Consider the following 16,350-nt stretch of genomic DNA (forward strand, 5'->3'; position numbering starts at 1 on the left):
TACGTAGCGGTTGTGTTTGCTGCACGTGCTCGCCCACTAGTTGCTCATTTTCCGAGTGGTCGCCATTTCGTTGAAATGGCGACCACTTGCGTTTCAACTGGTGGGGCGAAATTCCGGTACGCGATCTCCGTCACAAGCCCTACCTGCGCCGTTAACCCATTCGAACCATTGGGCGTTGAGGCGGATTTGATACTCGCTGTGATCCCGCTTGCCCTCAGGAATCAATTCCGCAGCTCCAGCGCTCTGGTCACCTGAACGGCGGTAGTACCAGCAAGTAGCCTGACTTTCAGAAAAATCCCGTCGCATTAACAGGAAGTCGTGCCCCGTGCATCGGCTTGTTTTCGCATGCACTGAAGGAGACACAGGAGTGGCACCCGAGTTCGAGCCGGCTCGACTCGACGACGTCGACGACCTGCTGAGGCTCTACCGGCGGGCGCACGGCGCGAACTACCCGATCGCGATGGGCACCGACCCCGACGTCATGGCCGCCGAGATCGAGGCCGCGCACACCACGTGGCTGGTGTGGCGCAGGGACGGCCGGGTCGTCGCCTCGATCACCGGGCACGTCGAGAGCGCGGACCGCCTCGGCAAGATCGCCGGGCTGGTCGTGGACCCGGACGCGCAGGGCGGCGGCGTCGCGCACCACGCCGTCGGGCAGATCACCGGCCGGATGCTCGCGAGCGGCCAGGTCGACTCGGTCTACGGCACCGCGCGGACGATCCACCTCGCGCCGCAGCGGGTGTGCCTGCGCAACGGGTTCCACCCGCTCGGGCTCGTGCCGAACCTGTTCAAGCACGCCAAGCGCGAGACGATGACGTTGCTGGCCAAGCACCGCGACGGCGTTCTCGCGCAACGAGCCGAGGTGCACAAGGTGCCCGCGAGCCTCGAGAAGCTCGTCACGGCGACGCACGCGCAGATCGGCCTGCCCACGCTGCCGGAGTTCGTCGAGGACACCACCTTCACCGCCGCCGAGGTGTCGCGGCTGGAGGTCGTCGAGGCGCCGCAGTTCGTGCAGCGGCACTTCGAGCACACGATCAACGACCCCGCGCGGCGGTTCTACCCGTTGCACAGGCCGAACGTGCTGCTGGCCGACGAGCGCGGCGAGTACCAGATCTACGGCCACCTCAACCGGCACGACGGCTACTGCACGATCTTCGGCGCCACGCCGAGTCCCCAGGCGCTGCTCCCGCACCTCGGCGGCGTGATCGACACGCTGGCGGGGCTGGGCGCGCCGCACGTCGAGACGCTGGTGCCGCTGCACGAGTTCGACGAGCTGAGTGCGTTGCTGGCCTTCGGTTTCCTGCCCGTGGCGCTGTACCCGGCGATGCGCGGGGACGGCGAGGTCTACCACGACTACGTGGTCATGGTGCACACGCCGCAGCCGCCGGACTTCCGCGGGCTCGCGATCGACGAGGCGTTCCGGCCCTTCACCGAGCAGTACATCGAACTGTGGACGCAGAAGTTCCTCAACACCAACGGAGTCTTTCGAGCATGAACCCGCACCTAGGCCCGGCAACGGTGCCGGACCCGTCGCTGCGCGCCGTCCAGGCGCTGTGCGACATCGCGGCACCGTACGACCACAGCGACACGGACCTGTTCCTGGAAGCGATGAACGAGTCGAACCGCTGGCACGCCCAGCGCAACGAGTTCTTCCGCAGCCTGTGGAACGGCAGACCGCTCGAGGACGTGACGGACCAGCCGTTCGTGCACGCCGACTTCTTCAAGATGCACGAGGTCCTGTCGGTGCCGCGTGCCGACGTCGTCGTGCACGCCACCTCGTCCGGCACGACCGGGCAGAAGTCGCAGATGTTCTGGGACGCCTGGACCCTGCGGGCGGGCCGGCGGATGGTCGCGCGGATCTACGACCACAACGGGTTCATCTCGTCCGAACCGGTGCACTACCTGATCAACCTGAACCAGCCGGCACCCGGCGTGAAGCTCGGCAGCTCGTTCACCGGCCAGTTCATGACCGACTTCGCGCCCGTGGAGTCCGTCCACCACGGCCTCGCGCACACGGGCACCGGGCACGAGTTCGACGCGTTCGGCAGCATCCGCGCGCTGCAGCGGTTCGCGGACAGCGGCCGGCCGGTGCGGATCTTCGGGTTCCCGGCGTTCCTCAGCTTCACCCTCGACCGCATGCGCGCGATGGGCGTGGCACCGCTGCGGCTCGGCGAACGCTCGATGGTGTGGTTCGGCGGCGGCTGGAAGGGCAACGCGGACAAGCAGATCTCCAAGTCCGAGCTGCGCGCGAAGGTCACCGAGATGCTCGGCATCCCGGACGTGCGGATCCGCGACAGCTACGGCTCGGTCGAGCACTCGGTGCCGTACGTCGAATGCGCACACCACAACCTGCACGTGCCGACGTGGTCACGTGCGATCGTCCGGGACGTCCGGACGCTGGAACCGTTGCCGTACGGCGAGTCCGGCTACATCCAGTTCGTGTCCCCGTACATCACCTCGGCGCCCGCGCAGAGCGTGCTGATGGGCGACCTGGCCGCACTGCACGCACCTGAGGAGTGCGGTTGCGGCAACGAGACCCCGTGGTTCGAGATCCTCGGCCGCGCCGGTGTCTCCCGCAACCGTTCCTGCGCCATCGCGGCAGCAGAGCTCCTGAAAGGCAAGGCATGAGGCACTTCTGGCAGGGTGAATGGGTCGGCGACGAAGCCGTGGCGTCGCGGCTCGACACGCTGGACGACCGCACCCAGCAGGTCATCACCGGACCGCGCCTGAACCCGCTCGTCGTGCTCGCCGCCGCCGAGGAGCTGGACCTGGACCAGCACCGCGCGTCGCTGGTCGCGTGGGGCCTCGACGAGGTGGAGGTCGACGGGACGCTGGACGCGCTGCGGCAGGCGTTGAGCCGTGCCGCGCTGGAGACCAAGCTGAAGCGCGAGCTCGGCGGCCTCGACCCGGCGCGAATGGTCCGCTTCGACTTCCGCACGCCCACCTACGAGGCCTGGGTGCCGCTCGGCCTGCTCGCCCACGTGACGGCGGGCAACGCACCCGCCGCCGGCGTCCTGAGCGCCGTCGAGGGCCTGCTCTCGGGCAACCTCAACGTCGTCAAGGTCGCCTCGGACGACTCGGGGTTCACCGCCGAGGTGCTCGCCGCGCTGGCGTCGCACGACCAGACCGGGCAGATCGCCGCCCGTCTCGTCGTGCTGCACTTCTCCTCGTCGCGCACCGACTGGATGTCGCGCGTGCTCGGCGCCGCCGACGCCGTCGCGGTGTGGGGCGGCGAGGAGGCGATCGCCGGGGTCACCGAGCTGGTCAAGCCCGGCGCGCGGGTGGTCGACTGGGGACCGAAGCTGTCGTTCGCCTACCTGACCCGCGACTCGTGGTCCGATGTGGACACGCTGCGCGCACTGGCCGAGGACGTGTGCCGGCTGGAGCAGCAGGCCTGTTCCAGCCCGCAGGTGATCTACCTCGACACCGAGGACTCGTCACAGGTGTTCGCGTTCGCCGAGCGCTTCGCGTCCGTGCTGGAGCGGACGGGGCCGCCCACCCGCGAACCCTCGCAGGCCGAGTGGGCGGAGATCACGACCACCGTGCTCGTCACCCGGCTGGAAGAGCACCTCGGGTTCACGAAGGTGCACACCGGCGAGAACTGGCGCGTGCTGGCGGACGTGCGGTTCGCCCCGCGCACCTCACCGCTGTTCCGCACGGTGTGGGTGAAGCCGTTGCCGCGCAAGCAGATCACCTCCGTGCTGCGGCCGATGCGCCGCTACCTGCAGACCGTCGGCCTCGCGGCGAACCGGCCCGACACGGCCGCGCTCGCGCGCTCGTTCGTCTCGGTCGGCATGCAGCGGATCACCACGCCGGGCTCGATGCTCGGCGGGTACAGCGGTGAGCCGCACGACGGCGTCTACGCGTTGCAGCGCTACAGCAACCGGGTGTCCGTGCGGCTCGACGACAGGTTCGCCGCGGACGCCTCGCTGGACGACCTGGCCGAGTCGCGGCAGCTTCCGGTTCCCCCGGTTCCGGTGACCCCGAAGTCGGATTTCGAGACGCTGCAGGACCGTCCGGCGGACGTGTACTTCCGCAGCGGCGGCAGCTCCGGCGCGCCCAAGCTGTCCGCGTACACCTGGGCAGACTGGGACGAGCAGATGTGGGTCGGCGCCGAGGCGCTGCTCGCCACCGGGCTCGACCCGCGCCAGGACCGCGTGATGAACCTGTTCTTCAACGGGCACATGTACGCGAGCTTCGTCAGCTTCTTCTCCGCGCTGGAGCGGATGAACGCCGTGCAGTTCCCGATGGGCGGCGAGTGGGGGCACCTCGAGGCGATCGCACAGGCCATTGTGGACAACCGTGTCGACACGCTGCTGACCGCGCCGTCGTTCGTGCAGAGGCTCTTCGCCGAGCACGGCCCGATGCTGAAGGAGTACGGCGGCATTCGCAAGATCTTCTACGCGGGCGAGCACTTCGGCGCCCAGGCCGTCGCGCGGCTGCGGGACGAGTTCGGCGTCGAGACCGTCCGCTCGGCCGCCTACGCGACGGTCGACGCGGGCCCCGTCGGCTACCAGTGCCAGGCGTCGTCCGGCAAGGTGCACCACCTGTTCACCGGCCTGCACACGCTGGAGGTCCTCGACCCCGAGACCGACCGGCCGGTGCCGCCGGGTGAGCCCGGCAGGCTGGTCTTCACCACGCACACGCGGCGTGGCCAGCGACTGGAGCGCTACGAGATCGGCGACCTGGGCCGCTGGGTCCCCGGCGACTGCCCGTGCGGCCGCCGGACGCCCCGGTTCGAGCTGCTGGGACGCACCGGGGACGTGTTCCGGGCAGCCGCGCAGACGTTGAACTACCGGCGGTTCCTCACGATCCTGGAGGACGAGCACAGCTACTCCGGCGCGTTGCAGGTCGAGCTGAACGAGGACGCCGGTGGCGAAGAGCTGGTCGTGAGGCTCGAAAGCGGACGCGCACCGGAGCCCTCGGTCACCCACCGCACGCTGCTGTCGCGGTACCCGGAGGTCGCGGAGGCCGTCGAGCAGGACGGGCTGCTGACCGTGCGCGTCGAGAACGCCGTCCTCGCGGGCTTCCAGCGGACCAAGAGCAGCGGCAAGCTGATCGCGGTCGTCGACCGGCGCAGCAGCAGGAGCGTGTGAACGATGTCCGTGCTCGACCTCGTCTGCTACGCCCGCACGCACTCCCCGTTCTACCGGGACCTCTACGACGGCTACGACTCCTCCAGTTCGTTGTCCGAGCTGCCGATCGTCGACCAGGCCGCGTTCTGGGCCGCGAACACCGTCCGCGACAACCAGGTGCTGACCCGCGCGCACACCGACGGCCTGATCTTCAAGACCGGCGGCACCACCAAGGCCCCGCGCGTCTCCTTCTACACCAACGACGAGTGGGACGCGATGTGCCGCACGTACGCGGAAACGCTGCCCGCGGCCGGACTGCGGCACGGTGACCGCGTCGCGAACCTCTTCGCCGCCGGCGAGCTCTACTCCAGCTTCATCTTCGCGCTGAACGCGTTGCAGCACTCGCCGATCGACCTGGTGCAGCTGCCGGTCACCGGCAGCGCGCCGGTCGAGTTCGCGCTGAGCACGATGCAGGACTTCGACGCCACCGTCGTAGCGGGCTTCCCGACGACGCTGAGCCGGCTGGCCGCGCACGTGCGTTCCGAGGCCGGCTCGTTGCCTTCGGTGCGGCTGGTCCTGTTCAGCGGCGAGGCCCTGTACGACGATCAGCGCGCACTCCTGCTCCAGGCGTTCCCGGGCGCCGAGTTCCGTTCGTTCGTCTACGGCAGCGTGGACGGCGGGATCATCGGCACGGCGGTGCTCGGCTCGGACGACCCGCGGGTGTTCCGCTCCTTTGTGGACAGCTCGGTGTTGGAAATCGTCGACGCCGGCACTGGCAAGCCGATCACCACACCCGGACGGCCGGGCCGGCTGCTGCAGACCGACCTGACCCGGCGGCTGCAGCCGATGATCCGGTACCCGGTCGGCGACCTGGCCGAGTGGGTCGACGTGGAGGACGGGATCTTCCGCCTGCTCGGCCGCGCCGACGAGGGCGCGCGGGTCGGCCCCGTGACGCTGCACCTCGACCACCTGCGGGCAGCCGTCGACCGCGCCGGCATCAAGCACAACGGCGTGCAGGTCGTGATCCGCAGAATCGACGCGCGGGACCAGCTGGTGCTGCGGATCGCCGGTCCGGCGCAGGACGTCGCCGCCGTGCGGGCCGAGGTGAACGTGATCAGCCCGCGGTTCGAACTGCAGGTCGGACGCGGAGTCGTGGCGCCGCTCGCGGTGGAGTGGGTGCCCGCGCTGGAGGTGAGTCCCCGCACAGGCAAGACCGTGCGGCTCCTCGACGAGCGCCCCCTGTAGTTAGTGTGTGCCGGTGCGAAAGATCCTGGTCATCGGTATCGGCGCGGGCAACCCCGACCACCTGACGGTGCAGGCCGTCAAGGCGTTGCAGACGGTCGACGTGTACTTCGTGCTGGACAAGGGTTCCGTGAAGCAGGAGCTCGTCGACCTGCGCGCGTCGATCCTGGCGGAGCACGTGACGCGCCCGTACCGCTGGGTCGAGGGCCGGGACCCGGAGCGCGACCGCAACCCCGCCGACTACAAGGCGACGATCGACGCCTGGCGCCGCGACCGCGCGGACGTCGTCCTGGGGCTGCTGTCGGAACTGGGCGAGGACGAGGTCGGGGCGTTCCTGGTCTGGGGCGACCCGTCCCTGTACGACTCGACGCTCGCGATCCTCGACGACCTGCTCGCGCGCGGCGAGTCGTTCGAGGTGGAGGTCATCCCCGGCGTGACGTCGGTGGCCGCCCTGACGGCGGGCCACCGGGTGTCGCTGAACCAGGTCGGCAAGCCGGTGCAGATCACGACCGGCCGCAGGCTGGCCGGCGGCTGGCCGTCCGATGTGGACGACGTGGCCGTGATGCTGGACGCGTCGTACTCGTTCGAGGGCGTCGACCCGGACACGTGGATCTACTGGGGCGCCTACCTCGGGATGCCGGACGAGATCCTGGTGTCGGGCCGCGTCGGGGACGTGGCGGCGCGGATCCGCGAGGTGCGTGACGAGGCCCGTGCGCGCAAGGGCTGGATCATGGACACCTACCTGCTGCGCCGCCCCTGATCGGGGCTACTCCGCGATCAGGCGGCTGACCGACCGTTCGACGAGCGCACGGGTCGCGTTCGGGGTGGTGAACGCGAGGATCGACATGTGCACGACCATGTCGAGGAGGTCGTTGGCGTTGAACTCGGCCGAGATCTTGCCCTCCATCTGCGCCCGCCCGATGGCCTCGACCTTGTGCCGGTACGCCTCGGCCTCGGCCGCGGGAACGGCCTCGAAGCCGTTCTCGAGCCGGTGGTACGCCGCGAGCCTGAGCAGCTGCGGCTGGTCGCGGTAGGAGTCGAACAACCGGCCCGCGTAGCCGGGCAGGTCGTCCGGCGTGATCGGGACCTGCTGGATCATGCGGTCGATCTGGATCTTCAGCAGCTCGTCGAACAGCCCCTCCTTGCTGCCGAAGTAGGCGTAGATCATCGCCTTGTTGCACCCGGCCTTGGCCGCGATGCGATCGACCCGCGCACCGGCGATGCCGTACTGCGCGAACTCGTCCATCGCCGCGTCGAGGAGCTTGGCCTTGGTCGCTTCCTTGTCCCTCACCACACCCCGCATCTTAACCAACTGGTTGGTTCTGACAACTAACCGGTTGGTTGACAAGGCTGCGCCGATCTGGTTGCCTGGAATTAGCAACCAAACAGTTGGTTAACTCAGCCAACCGGTCAGTCAGGAGAGCGTCATGAAGGTCGCACTGGTCACGGGTGCCTCGTCGGGGATCGGCGAGTCCACGGCGGTCGCGCTGCACGAAGCCGGCTACACGGTGTACGCGGCGGCGCGCCGGGTGCAGCGGATGGAGGGGCTCGCCGCGCGGGGCATCCGGGTGCTGGAGATGGACGTGACGCGGGACGAGTCGATGGTCGACGGCGTCAAGAAGGTCATCGCGGAGACCGGGCGGATCGACGTGCTCGTCAACAACGCCGGGTACGGGTCGTACGGCGCCGTCGAGGACGTGCCGCTGGACGAGGCGCGGTACCAGTTCGAGGTGAACGTGTTCGGGCTGGCGCGGCTGGTCCAGCTGGTGTCGCCGCACATGCGCGAGGCCGGCCGCGGCCGGATCATCAACGTCTCGTCGATCGGCGGGCGGATCTACGAACCGCTCGGGGCCTGGTACCACTCGACGAAGTTCGCGGTCGAAGGGCTCAGCGACTCGCTGAGGCTCGAGCTGAAGCCGTTCGGGATCGACGTCGTCGTCATCCAGCCCGGCGGCATCAAGACCGAGTGGGGCGGGATCGCGGTCGAGAACCTGCAGAAGACCTCCGGTGGCGGCGCCTATGCGGGGCAGGTCAAGCAGTTGTCCGGGTTCTTCTCCCAGATGGATCGCGCGAGTGAGCCGAAGGTGATCGCGGACGTCATCGTGAAGGCGGCCCGGGCTCGGCGGCCCCGCACGCGCTACGCCGCCGGGTTCGGGGCGCGGCCGATCCTGTTCGCGCGCAGCGTGCTGTCCGACCGGGCGTTCGACGCCCTGTTCCTCGGGGCGATGCGCCGGTTCGCCTAACGCCTGTTGCAACCATCTGGCCAGGTACCTTCGGTTCAGAACCACTGAGGGGAGTCGTGTGCACGGGGGGCTGTCGCCGGAGGCCGAGAAGCTCTACCTGGCGATGCTGCGCGGAGACGTCATCGAGCCCGGCCCGGCACACGAGGAGCTCGAACGGCTCGGACTGATCCGGAACAACGACGTGCGCCCGCCGCGGTCGGCGCTGGCCGCGATCGCGTCGGGGCACGAGGCCGCGGCCGCGCGGGCCAGGGAGACCGCCGAGGTCCTGGCCGCCGCCTACGCCGAGCGCGGTGCGAAAGAGGTCGACTTCGTCGAGGTCCTCAAGGACGCGGACGAGGTGATCAGCGCGTTCGAGGAGATGCAGAGCCAGGCCAAGTCGGAGATCCGGGCGCTCGATCCCGGTTCGTACCTGAGCCCGCAGCCCGAGGCGAGTCCCGTGCAGCCTCCGGCGTTGGCACGCGGTGTCGCCTATCGGGTCGTGTACGAGTCGGCGTTGCTGCAGAGCGAACGCGGGTTCGCGTCCGTGCAGGAGAGCATCGCGGTGGGCGAGCAGGCGCGGACGTTCCCGGGCGTGCCGCTGAAACTCGTGATCGCCGACTCGGACCGGGCGCTGATCGCGGTGCCGACCGTCACGGGCGGGAACGTGGTCGCACTGCTCATTCACCCGTCCGTGCTGCTCAGCGCGTTGATCGAGTTGTTCGAGGCGTTCTGGCGAATGGCCGTGTCGATCACGCCCGGCGGCCGGGAGGACGGCCAGCAGGAGCCGACCACGGCAACCCGCAGGCTGATGGCGCTGCTCAGCGCCGGTCTGACGGACGAGTCGATCGCGCGCGAGCTCGGCGTCAGCGAACGCACGGTGCACCGCAGGGTGAGTCGGCTGCAGCAGTTGCTGGGGGCGCAGACCCGGTTCCAGCTCGGCGTCCAGGCGTCACGGCGAGGTTGGCTCTAGTCACCCACCGTCGTGGAGCTTACGATCTTCATCACTCTGCGAACACGATCGGTGACAGTTTCCAGACATGGCGACTTTCTGCCATCACCCAGGAGTGTTAAACGCAGTTTCTTCCCTTCTCCTCTTTTGCAAGCGCGGTCTCACCCAGGCCGTGCGGGGGCAGGAAGGGATCCACCGTGAGGAAGTACTTCAGAGGCGGCATCGCCGCGGTCACAGGGGCGTTGATCGCGACGAGCATCGTGCTCACGCCGACGGCGAGCGCGGCCGCCAAGCAGGACCCGGACACGCAGGCACTCGCGGGTGCTCTCGCCACGCAGAAGGTGACCTGGGAGGAGTGCACCTTCCCCGGCGTGGCCGAGGAGACCGTCAAGAGGTTCAAGACCGTCAAGGGTCTCGCCTGCGCGACCATCCAGGTCCCGCGCGACTGGCACAACCCGGCCGACGGCAACACGATCGGCATCCGCGTCTCCAAGACCGAGACCGCGTACAAGGGCACCAGCCGTCAGGGCATCGCGCTGGTCAACCCCGGTGGCCCCGGCGGCTCCGGCCTGCCGTGGGGCGCGGCGATGGCCCTGCGCGCCCCAGTCCTCGCCGGCCAGTACGACTTCATCGGCTTCGACCCGCGCGGTGTCGGCCTCTCCACGCCTCTCACCTGCAGCTACACCGTCCCGAACAGCACCGACATCAACGTGCTGAACAAGGCGAAGGTCGACGGCTGCCTCGAGAACCCGCTGACCAAGTTCATCACCACCGAGCAGACCGCATACGACATGGACTTCATCCGCGTCGTGCTCGGCGAGAAGAAGATGAGCTACATCGGCTACTCCTACGGCACGTGGCTCGGCACCTGGTACGCCGCCACGTTCCCGAGCAAGGCGCACCGCTTCCTGCTCGACTCGGCCGTCGACGCCTCGCAGACGACCCTCGAGAACACCTGGGACCTGCAGCCGCGCACCCGCGACCGCCAGTTCCAGGAGGCGCTGCTGCCGTACATGGCGCGCAACGACGCCGAGTACGGCCAGGGCACCGACCCGATGGAGATCCGCCGCAACTGGGAGAAGGCCGGCGGCACCCGTGAGTTCCTGGGTCAGCTGTTCGTCGCGTGGTTCGTGATCCCGGCCATGTACGACACGAGCCAGTACCCGACCGCCGCCGCCGCGGTGTCCGCGGTGATCGGCACCCCGGCCGCCACCGGCACGGACGCGGAGAAGGTCGAGCAGCTCGTCTCGAAGATGCTGGCCACCAAGGGCCTCAGCGACGAGAACAAGGCGTTCATCGCGAAGGCCAAGGCCAACGCGCTCGCCGCGATCGCCAAGAAGGAGCGCGTCGCGGTCAAGACCACGACGGCCGCCGCCGAGGTCGAGACCTGGGACGCGACGTTCGAGGCGATCCGCTGCCAGGACGGTCAGTGGAACCAGAACCTGCACTACTGGAACTACTGGCTCGCCGACCTGACCGTGAACGCGCCGTTCATCGCGCCGTTCATGAGCACCCCGCTGTGCGCGTACTGGCCGACCAAGAACGCGATGCCGAAGCCGGACAAGAAGACGTTCCCGCGTCTGCTGGTCGCGCAGTCGGAGCTCGACGCCGCCACCGCCTACGAGGGTGGCCTCGCCACCACGAAGGCCCTGCCGAACGCCAAGCTGATCAGCGTCGACAACGAGGGCTCGCACGGCCTGTTCCCGTACAACACGGACTGCGTCGACGACCCGATCGTCTTCTTCTTCCAGACCGGCGCCACGCCGCGCAAGCAGTACACGGGCTGCCAGGCGCTTCCGCTGCCGGGCGAGGACAAGACGTTCGAGGTCGGTGGCGAGCTCACCAACGGCAAGGTGAAGATCAAGATGATCACGCCCGCGGTGAAGGAAGCCAACAAGATCGTCAAGGACCTGCTGAGCGGTTCCTCGACGGCGGGTGCCGACGAGTCGGGCATGCCGGCCAACCTGTGACACCCCTGTAGAGCTGCGGTCCCCGGCACGCTGTGCCGGGGACCGTTTCCATTTGTGGCCCGCGGACAGCACCCCGGCGGTTTGCTAGCGCTGCCACCACTTCTTGCGGACCACGTCGACGACGACGCAGGTGATGTTGTCCGGGCCGCCGTTGCCGTTCGCCAGCGCGATCAGCCGCCAGGCCGCCTCCGTGCCGTCCTCAGTGGACAGCAGGACGTCGTGGACGTCGTCGATGTCGGTGTAGTCGGTCAGGCCGTCGCTGCAGAGCAGGTAGCGGTCCTCGATCTTGGCCTGGTGCCACGTCAGGTCCGGGTCGTGCGAGTTGCCGGACTGCAAGGCGCGCAGCACGTAGGCGCGGCGCGGGTGGACCAGCGCCTCCTCCGGCGTCATGCGGCCGGCGTCCACCAAAGCCTGGACCATCGTGTGGTCGTGGGAGATCTGGCGAAGTTCGCCTTCCCTGAGCAGGTACGCGCGGGAGTCACCGATGTGCGCCAACTGGAAGGCGAGGCCCTCCCACCGGATGGCGGTCAGCGTGGTGCCGGCGCCCTGGGGCGTCTCGGCGTCGAGCCTGCGCGCGATCTCGGCCACCGCCGGCCCCAGGTCGCCCTCCCAGCCCGCGAGGACGTTCACCGCGAGCGCGCTGGCCACTTCACCGTGCTCGTGGCCGCCCATGCCGTCCGCCACGGCCTGCAGGTCCGCGCGGACGTAGACCGAATCCTCGTTGTGCTCGCGGACGAGCCCAGGATCGGTCGCCACGGCGATGCGCAGCTCATGTGTCATGTCTCCAGTAGATCAGTTGTGAAGTGAGTTCACAAGCAATACGGTTGTGAACATGGATGAGACGGTCAACGCCGGTGACATAGCGCGCCTCGCCGATGTCGGGCGGGCGGCGGTGTCGAACTGGCGGCGGCGGTTCGAGGACTTCCCCTCGCCGGTCGGTGGGACGGCCTCCAGTCCGTTGTACCTGTTGCGCGACGTGGAGTCATGGCTTCGGCGCAACGGGAAGCCGTTCCGGGTCTCGCCAGCGGAGCGGTTGTGGACGCAGCTGCGGACCGCCGACGACCTGAAGCTCGGCGAGGCGCTGGCCGCGGTCGAGGCCGACGCGGAGACGTTCGAGTTCCTGCACGAGCGGTACCTGGAGGCCCACTCGCGGCTGTTGAACCCCACACCGCCCGAGGTCGTCGAGGTCGTCCTGGCCACGACGGACGGGGACACGGTGATCGATCCGGCGTGCGGCACGGGCAACCTGCTGAAGGCGTCGAAGGCGCGGAACAAGATCGGGCAGGAGCTCGATCCCGTGTCCGCGGTCATCGCGCGGCGCAGGCTGCCGTCCGCGCAGATCTTCACCGGCGACTCGTTGCGGCACAACGGGGTCCAGGTGAAGGCCGACGCGGTGGTGTGCGACCCGCCGTGGCACGACCGGGCGTGGGGGCACGAGGAGCTGGTCGGCGACGCCCGGTGGACCTACGGCCTGCCGCCCCGCGGCGAACCGGAGCTGGCCTGGTTGCAGCACTCCCTGTCGCTGGCGAAACCCGGCGGGCTGGTGGCGGTGCTGCTGCCGTCCGCGGCGGCGTCGCGGAGGCCGGGCAAGCGGATCCGCGGCAACCTGCTGCGCGCCGGGGCGCTGCGCGCGGTGATGACCGTGCAGCCGGGGCGCGATCTGTGGCTGCTGCGCAACCCGATCGGCCGCGCGCCCGAGCACATCGCGCTCCTCGAAGCACCGGGACCGCTCGACCCGAACACGCGGGTGATCGACCTGCTCGACGACGACGTCGACCTCAGCCCGTCACGCCGCAGCGGCACCGACGCGTCCGCCTACCTCGCGGCGCAGCCGACGTTCGGCCTACCTCCGCTGCCCGAGCTGCGGCAGCAGGACGCTCCCCCGATGACCACGATCGGCGAGCTGGTCCGCGCGGCGCCCGGCAGGCACGTCGTCACGTCCCCCACCGGCGCGACGTACGAGATCGATCCGCGCAGGCTCGACCCGGACTTCCTCGAGGGCGTGCTGCGCGCCGCGTTCGCCAGGACGCCGACCGGCTCAACCCGGCTCGACGTGCGCCGGACGCAGGTGCCGTCGCTGCCGCTGGCGGAACAACAGCGGTACGGACAGGCGTTCGCGCAGCTCAAGGCACTGGAAGCAGGCTTGGACGAGGCGGCCACCCTGGTCCGTTTGGGCTACAGTGGACTTCTGAGCGGACAGGTCGGGCCGGCGTGACTCCGGCAGATTCACCCGATCGGGATGTCCTGAAACGCTGTTACGGTCGCCTCGCGTACGAGGAAGCGCGGGGTCGGCGAACAGGAGACGGCAGTTAGGCGCCGGAGTGCTGATCGCCGACCGCTATGAGATCGACGACCTGCCGCTGGGGCGGGGTGGCATGGGTGCCGTGCACAAGGGCCGGGACCTGCGCCTGGATCGGCGTGTCGCGGTCAAGCTGCTGCGGCTGCCCGGCAGCGACGACGAGGTGGCGCAGCGGTTCGCGCGCGAAGCGCGGATCGTCGCCCGGCTGGAGCACCCCGGAGTGCCCGTCCTGTACGACTTCGGGACGTTCGAGCAGCGCCTCTTCCAGGTCATGCAGTTCGTCGACGGCGTGACGGTCGCGGACCTGGTCGGCGAGTTCGGCCCGCTGCCCGAGGCCTGGGCCGCGAACATCGCCGCGCAGACGGCCGCGGTCCTGGCCGCGGCGCACGAGCGCGGCATCTGCCACCGCGATCTCAAGCCCACCAACCTGATGCTGTGTCCGGACGGGGCGGTGAAGGTGCTGGACTTCGGCCTGGCGCTGCTGCGGGAGAGCGACGTCGCCCCGTTCAGCCGGGCCGGTCAGATCCTCGGCACGCCCTCGTACATGGCGCCGGAGCAGATCCAGCGCGGCACCGCCGAGCCCCGCAGCGACCTGTACGCGCTGGGGTGCGTGCTGCACGAGATGCTGACGGGCGAACAGCTCTTCACCGGGCCGACGGCCTACGCGGTGTTCGACAAGCACGTCAAGGAGGCGCCGCGGCCCGTCCCGGGCGCGCTCGACCCGTTGGTGCAACGGTTGCTGGCCAAGGAACCCGACGGGCGGCCGGCGACGGCGCTCGAGGTTTTCGAGGCGCTGCAAGGGTGTGCGCAGGATCCGCCGGCGTTGCCCGGATTCGTGCGGGACGGCTCGACGGCGATGTACTCGAGCGTGCAGGTCAGGCCGGGATTCGGTTCACCTCGTGATCACCGGTCGCCCACAGGTGCTGCACCGCGTACGAACGCCACGGCCGCCACGCCTCCGAGCGCCTGACCAGCGCCGCGGGCGTCGACGGCAGGCCCAGGGCCTCCGCGGCCAGGCGGATTCCGAGGTCGGTCGGCAGGAACGCGTCGGGGTCGCCCAAGGCGCGCATCAGGATCGACTCGACGGTCCAGGGGCCGAAGCCCGGCAGCGACGAGAGCCATTCGCGCGCGACGGCTCGGTCCGCACCGGGCGACAGGTCCAAACCGGACTCCAGCGCGCCCAGCAGCGCGGCCATCGTGCGGCGGCGGGACTCGGGCACCGCCAGCGCCGCGGGATCGAACGACAGCGGGAACAGGAACAGGTCGCCCACCGGCGTACCGAAAGCCGCCACGAGGCGTGCGGCGTGCGTGCGCGCGGCCTTCGTCGACACCTGTTGACCCAGCACGGCGCGAATAGCGAACTCCGCGCCGTCGACCGTGCGCGGCACACGACGCCCAGGAGCAGCCGAAACCAACGGCGCCAAAAGGGGATCCGCGGACAACGCCGCATCGACGACTAATGGATCGGCGTCGAGATCGAGCAGAAATCGGCACAGGTCTAGAGCACTAGCCGAATCGCGAGAATCCGACAGTTCCAGCGTGCACTCGACGTGGTCCGGGAACGGCCGCAAAGCCGCGATGCCGAAACCGCAAGGAAGTCGCAAGGTCCGCCGGTAGACACCGTCCCGCCACTCCTCCACGCCGGGCACGGCGGTGGCGATGAGGTGGCCGAACAGGTTGTCGGGACACAGAGGTGATTGAAAGTGCAACTGTTCCGAGAACGTGGCCGGCGGCATGCCCACCAGCATGACGCCATTCCAACCAAGACGCTGGCGGGAAAGCGACATCATTCCGGACGGGGCCAACCGGGTGACCTGCTTCGCGGCGCGAAAATCCGTGGCTAGGCTGACCGTCGCGCCGTGGCAGGAGTTGTCGGTTTCAGCATGGAAGGGCGGCGTCGCGTGCGATGAGAGCGGCTTGGACGCGGTTGTCGCACCGAAGTTTCGTCAGCAGTCGGCTGACGTGGGCTTTGATGGCCCCTTCTGAGAGGTACATGAGCCGTGCGATCCGTGCATTCGCCATGCCCTGCGCCAGGTACACCAACACTTCCTGCTCGCGTCGAGTGAGCAGGCTGATGCGGCTGCGCGCGGCGTCACGGCGTTCCGAGTCGGCGCCGGTGAAGTGGTCGATCAACGCACGCGTCGCGGACGGCGAGAGGATCGCCTCTCCGGCGGCGACGGCGCGCACGGCGTTCACCAGCGCGTCGGGTTCACCGTTCTTGAACAGAAATCCCGCCGCACCGGCGCGCAACGCGGGGAAGAGCATCTCCTCGGTGTGCGGCGTGCACAGCATGATCACCTGCGTTCCCGGCACGTGCCTGCGCACCATCCGCACCGCCGCGAGGCCTTCCATGCCGGGCATGGAGGCGTCCATCAGCAGCACCTGCGGGCGTTGGCGCCGCGCGAGTTCGAGCGCTCCGCCGCCGTCGCCGGCCTCGCCGACCACCACGACGTTTCCGGACCGTTCCAGCACACCGCGGACTCCCGTGCGGATCAGAACCTCGTCGTCGGCGATGCCGACGGTGATCGTGCGAGGTTTGTCCACCAGTTGCAGACCTGCGCTCGCCCACGAGGTGCTCGTCGTCAACGTCATG

Annotated in this window: 14 protein-coding genes; 10 read left to right on the forward strand and 4 right to left on the reverse strand. The window is 69.2% G+C overall.

Translation table 11 applies throughout. From position 1 onward, the window contains the following. Positions 1 to 367 precede the first annotated feature (367 nt). The 5 genes from ORI60_RS17150 to cobF are packed head-to-tail and all read left to right on the forward strand — an operon-like array spanning position 368 to position 7,077. Positions 368 to 1,495 (forward strand): GNAT family N-acetyltransferase, encoded by a 1,128-nt coding sequence (locus ORI60_RS17150; protein WP_266038359.1) that lies wholly within the window; start codon positions 368 to 370, stop codon positions 1,493 to 1,495. Further along, positions 1,492 to 2,628, forward strand: a complete 1,137-nt coding sequence (locus tag ORI60_RS17155) for a hypothetical protein (protein ID WP_266038361.1) — start codon at positions 1,492 to 1,494, stop codon at positions 2,626 to 2,628. Before ORI60_RS17150 ends, ORI60_RS17155 begins: the two co-directional genes overlap by 4 nt. After that, positions 2,625 to 5,096 (forward strand): acyl-CoA reductase, encoded by a 2,472-nt coding sequence (locus tag ORI60_RS17160; protein ID WP_266038362.1) that lies wholly within the window; start codon positions 2,625 to 2,627, stop codon positions 5,094 to 5,096. Before ORI60_RS17155 ends, ORI60_RS17160 begins: the two co-directional genes overlap by 4 nt. 3 nt (positions 5,097 to 5,099) lie before the next feature. Continuing rightward, positions 5,100 to 6,320, forward strand: coding sequence for a phenylacetate--CoA ligase family protein (locus ORI60_RS17165; RefSeq protein ID WP_266038364.1), 1,221 nt, complete (start codon positions 5,100 to 5,102; stop codon positions 6,318 to 6,320). A 13-nt stretch (positions 6,321 to 6,333) separates the two neighbouring features. Continuing rightward, positions 6,334 to 7,077, forward strand: a complete 744-nt coding sequence (gene cobF, locus ORI60_RS17170) for a precorrin-6A synthase (deacetylating) (protein ID WP_266038366.1) — start codon at positions 6,334 to 6,336, stop codon at positions 7,075 to 7,077. A 6-nt stretch (positions 7,078 to 7,083) separates the two neighbouring features. Here cobF and ORI60_RS17175 read toward each other — a convergent pair whose 3' ends face one another. Then, positions 7,084 to 7,611: a TetR family transcriptional regulator gene (locus tag ORI60_RS17175; RefSeq protein ID WP_266038368.1), complete on the reverse strand. Its 528-nt coding sequence runs from the start codon at positions 7,609 to 7,611 to the stop codon at positions 7,084 to 7,086. A gap of 133 nt (positions 7,612 to 7,744) precedes the next feature. Here ORI60_RS17175 and ORI60_RS17180 point away from each other — a divergent pair, with 133 nt between their 5' ends. The 3 genes from ORI60_RS17180 to ORI60_RS17190 all read left to right on the forward strand — a co-directional run bounded on the left by ORI60_RS17180 (position 7,745) and on the right by ORI60_RS17190 (position 11,458). Beyond that, positions 7,745 to 8,560 (forward strand): oxidoreductase, encoded by an 816-nt coding sequence (locus ORI60_RS17180; RefSeq protein ID WP_266038369.1) that lies wholly within the window; start codon positions 7,745 to 7,747, stop codon positions 8,558 to 8,560. Positions 8,561 to 8,618: 58 nt separating this feature from the next. After that, positions 8,619 to 9,509 (forward strand): helix-turn-helix transcriptional regulator, encoded by an 891-nt coding sequence (locus ORI60_RS17185; RefSeq protein WP_266038371.1) that lies wholly within the window; start codon positions 8,619 to 8,621, stop codon positions 9,507 to 9,509. A 176-nt stretch (positions 9,510 to 9,685) separates the two neighbouring features. Further along, on the forward strand, positions 9,686 to 11,458 hold the full coding sequence (locus ORI60_RS17190) for an alpha/beta hydrolase (RefSeq protein ID WP_266038373.1): 1,773 nt from the start codon (positions 9,686 to 9,688) through the stop codon (positions 11,456 to 11,458). Positions 11,459 to 11,542: 84 nt separating this feature from the next. Here ORI60_RS17190 and ORI60_RS17195 read toward each other — a convergent pair whose 3' ends face one another. Next, positions 11,543 to 12,238: a PP2C family protein-serine/threonine phosphatase gene (locus ORI60_RS17195; protein ID WP_266038375.1), complete on the reverse strand. Its 696-nt coding sequence runs from the start codon at positions 12,236 to 12,238 to the stop codon at positions 11,543 to 11,545. Positions 12,239 to 12,290: 52 nt separating this feature from the next. Between ORI60_RS17195 and ORI60_RS17200 the strand changes: the two genes are divergently transcribed. Together ORI60_RS17200 and ORI60_RS17205 are read left to right on the forward strand one after the other, a co-directional pair. After that, positions 12,291 to 13,673 carry an N-6 DNA methylase gene (locus ORI60_RS17200; RefSeq protein WP_266038377.1) on the forward strand — a complete coding sequence of 461 codons (1,383 nt, stop codon included), beginning with the start codon at positions 12,291 to 12,293 and terminating at the stop codon, positions 13,671 to 13,673. A 106-nt stretch (positions 13,674 to 13,779) separates the two neighbouring features. After that, entirely contained in the window at positions 13,780 to 14,727 is a 948-nt protein-coding gene (locus ORI60_RS17205; RefSeq protein ID WP_266038379.1) for a serine/threonine-protein kinase, read from the forward strand. Here the strand turns inward: ORI60_RS17205 and ORI60_RS17210 are convergent. Beyond that, positions 14,633 to 15,505, reverse strand: a complete 873-nt coding sequence (locus ORI60_RS17210) for a DNA-3-methyladenine glycosylase family protein (protein ID WP_266038380.1) — start codon at positions 15,503 to 15,505, stop codon at positions 14,633 to 14,635. The two genes, ORI60_RS17205 and ORI60_RS17210, sit on opposite strands and share 95 nt — an antisense overlap. Before the next feature lie 130 nt (positions 15,506 to 15,635). Continuing rightward, positions 15,636 to 16,349 carry a response regulator gene (locus ORI60_RS17215; protein WP_266038381.1) on the reverse strand — a complete coding sequence of 238 codons (714 nt, stop codon included), beginning with the start codon at positions 16,347 to 16,349 and terminating at the stop codon, positions 15,636 to 15,638. Position 16,350: the final 1 nt, after the last annotated feature.

The organism is Lentzea sp. NEAU-D7 (genome assembly GCF_026242055.1).
Taxonomy (GTDB): domain Bacteria; phylum Actinomycetota; class Actinomycetes; order Mycobacteriales; family Pseudonocardiaceae; genus Lentzea.

What these genes read in the sequence shown, in the direction of transcription:
- ORI60_RS17155 (WP_266038361.1), top strand. Translation starts at nt 1,492, where the DNA reads ATGAACCCGCACCTAGGCCCGGCAACGGTGCCGGACCCGTCGCTGCGC.
- ORI60_RS17160 (WP_266038362.1), top strand. Translation starts at nt 2,625, where the DNA reads ATGAGGCACTTCTGGCAGGGTGAATGGGTCGGCGACGAAGCCGTGGCG.
- ORI60_RS17165 (WP_266038364.1), top strand. Translation starts at nt 5,100, where the DNA reads ATGTCCGTGCTCGACCTCGTCTGCTACGCCCGCACGCACTCCCCGTTC.
- ORI60_RS17180 (WP_266038369.1), top strand. Translation starts at nt 7,745, where the DNA reads ATGAAGGTCGCACTGGTCACGGGTGCCTCGTCGGGGATCGGCGAGTCC.
- ORI60_RS17195 (WP_266038375.1), bottom strand. Translation starts at nt 12,238, where the DNA reads ATGACACATGAGCTGCGCATCGCCGTGGCGACCGATCCTGGGCTCGTC.
- ORI60_RS17200 (WP_266038377.1), top strand. Translation starts at nt 12,291, where the DNA reads ATGGATGAGACGGTCAACGCCGGTGACATAGCGCGCCTCGCCGATGTC.
- ORI60_RS17210 (WP_266038380.1), bottom strand. Translation starts at nt 15,505, where the DNA reads ATGCTGGTGGGCATGCCGCCGGCCACGTTCTCGGAACAGTTGCACTTT.
- ORI60_RS17215 (WP_266038381.1), bottom strand. Translation starts at nt 16,349, where the DNA reads ATGACGTTGACGACGAGCACCTCGTGGGCGAGCGCAGGTCTGCAACTG.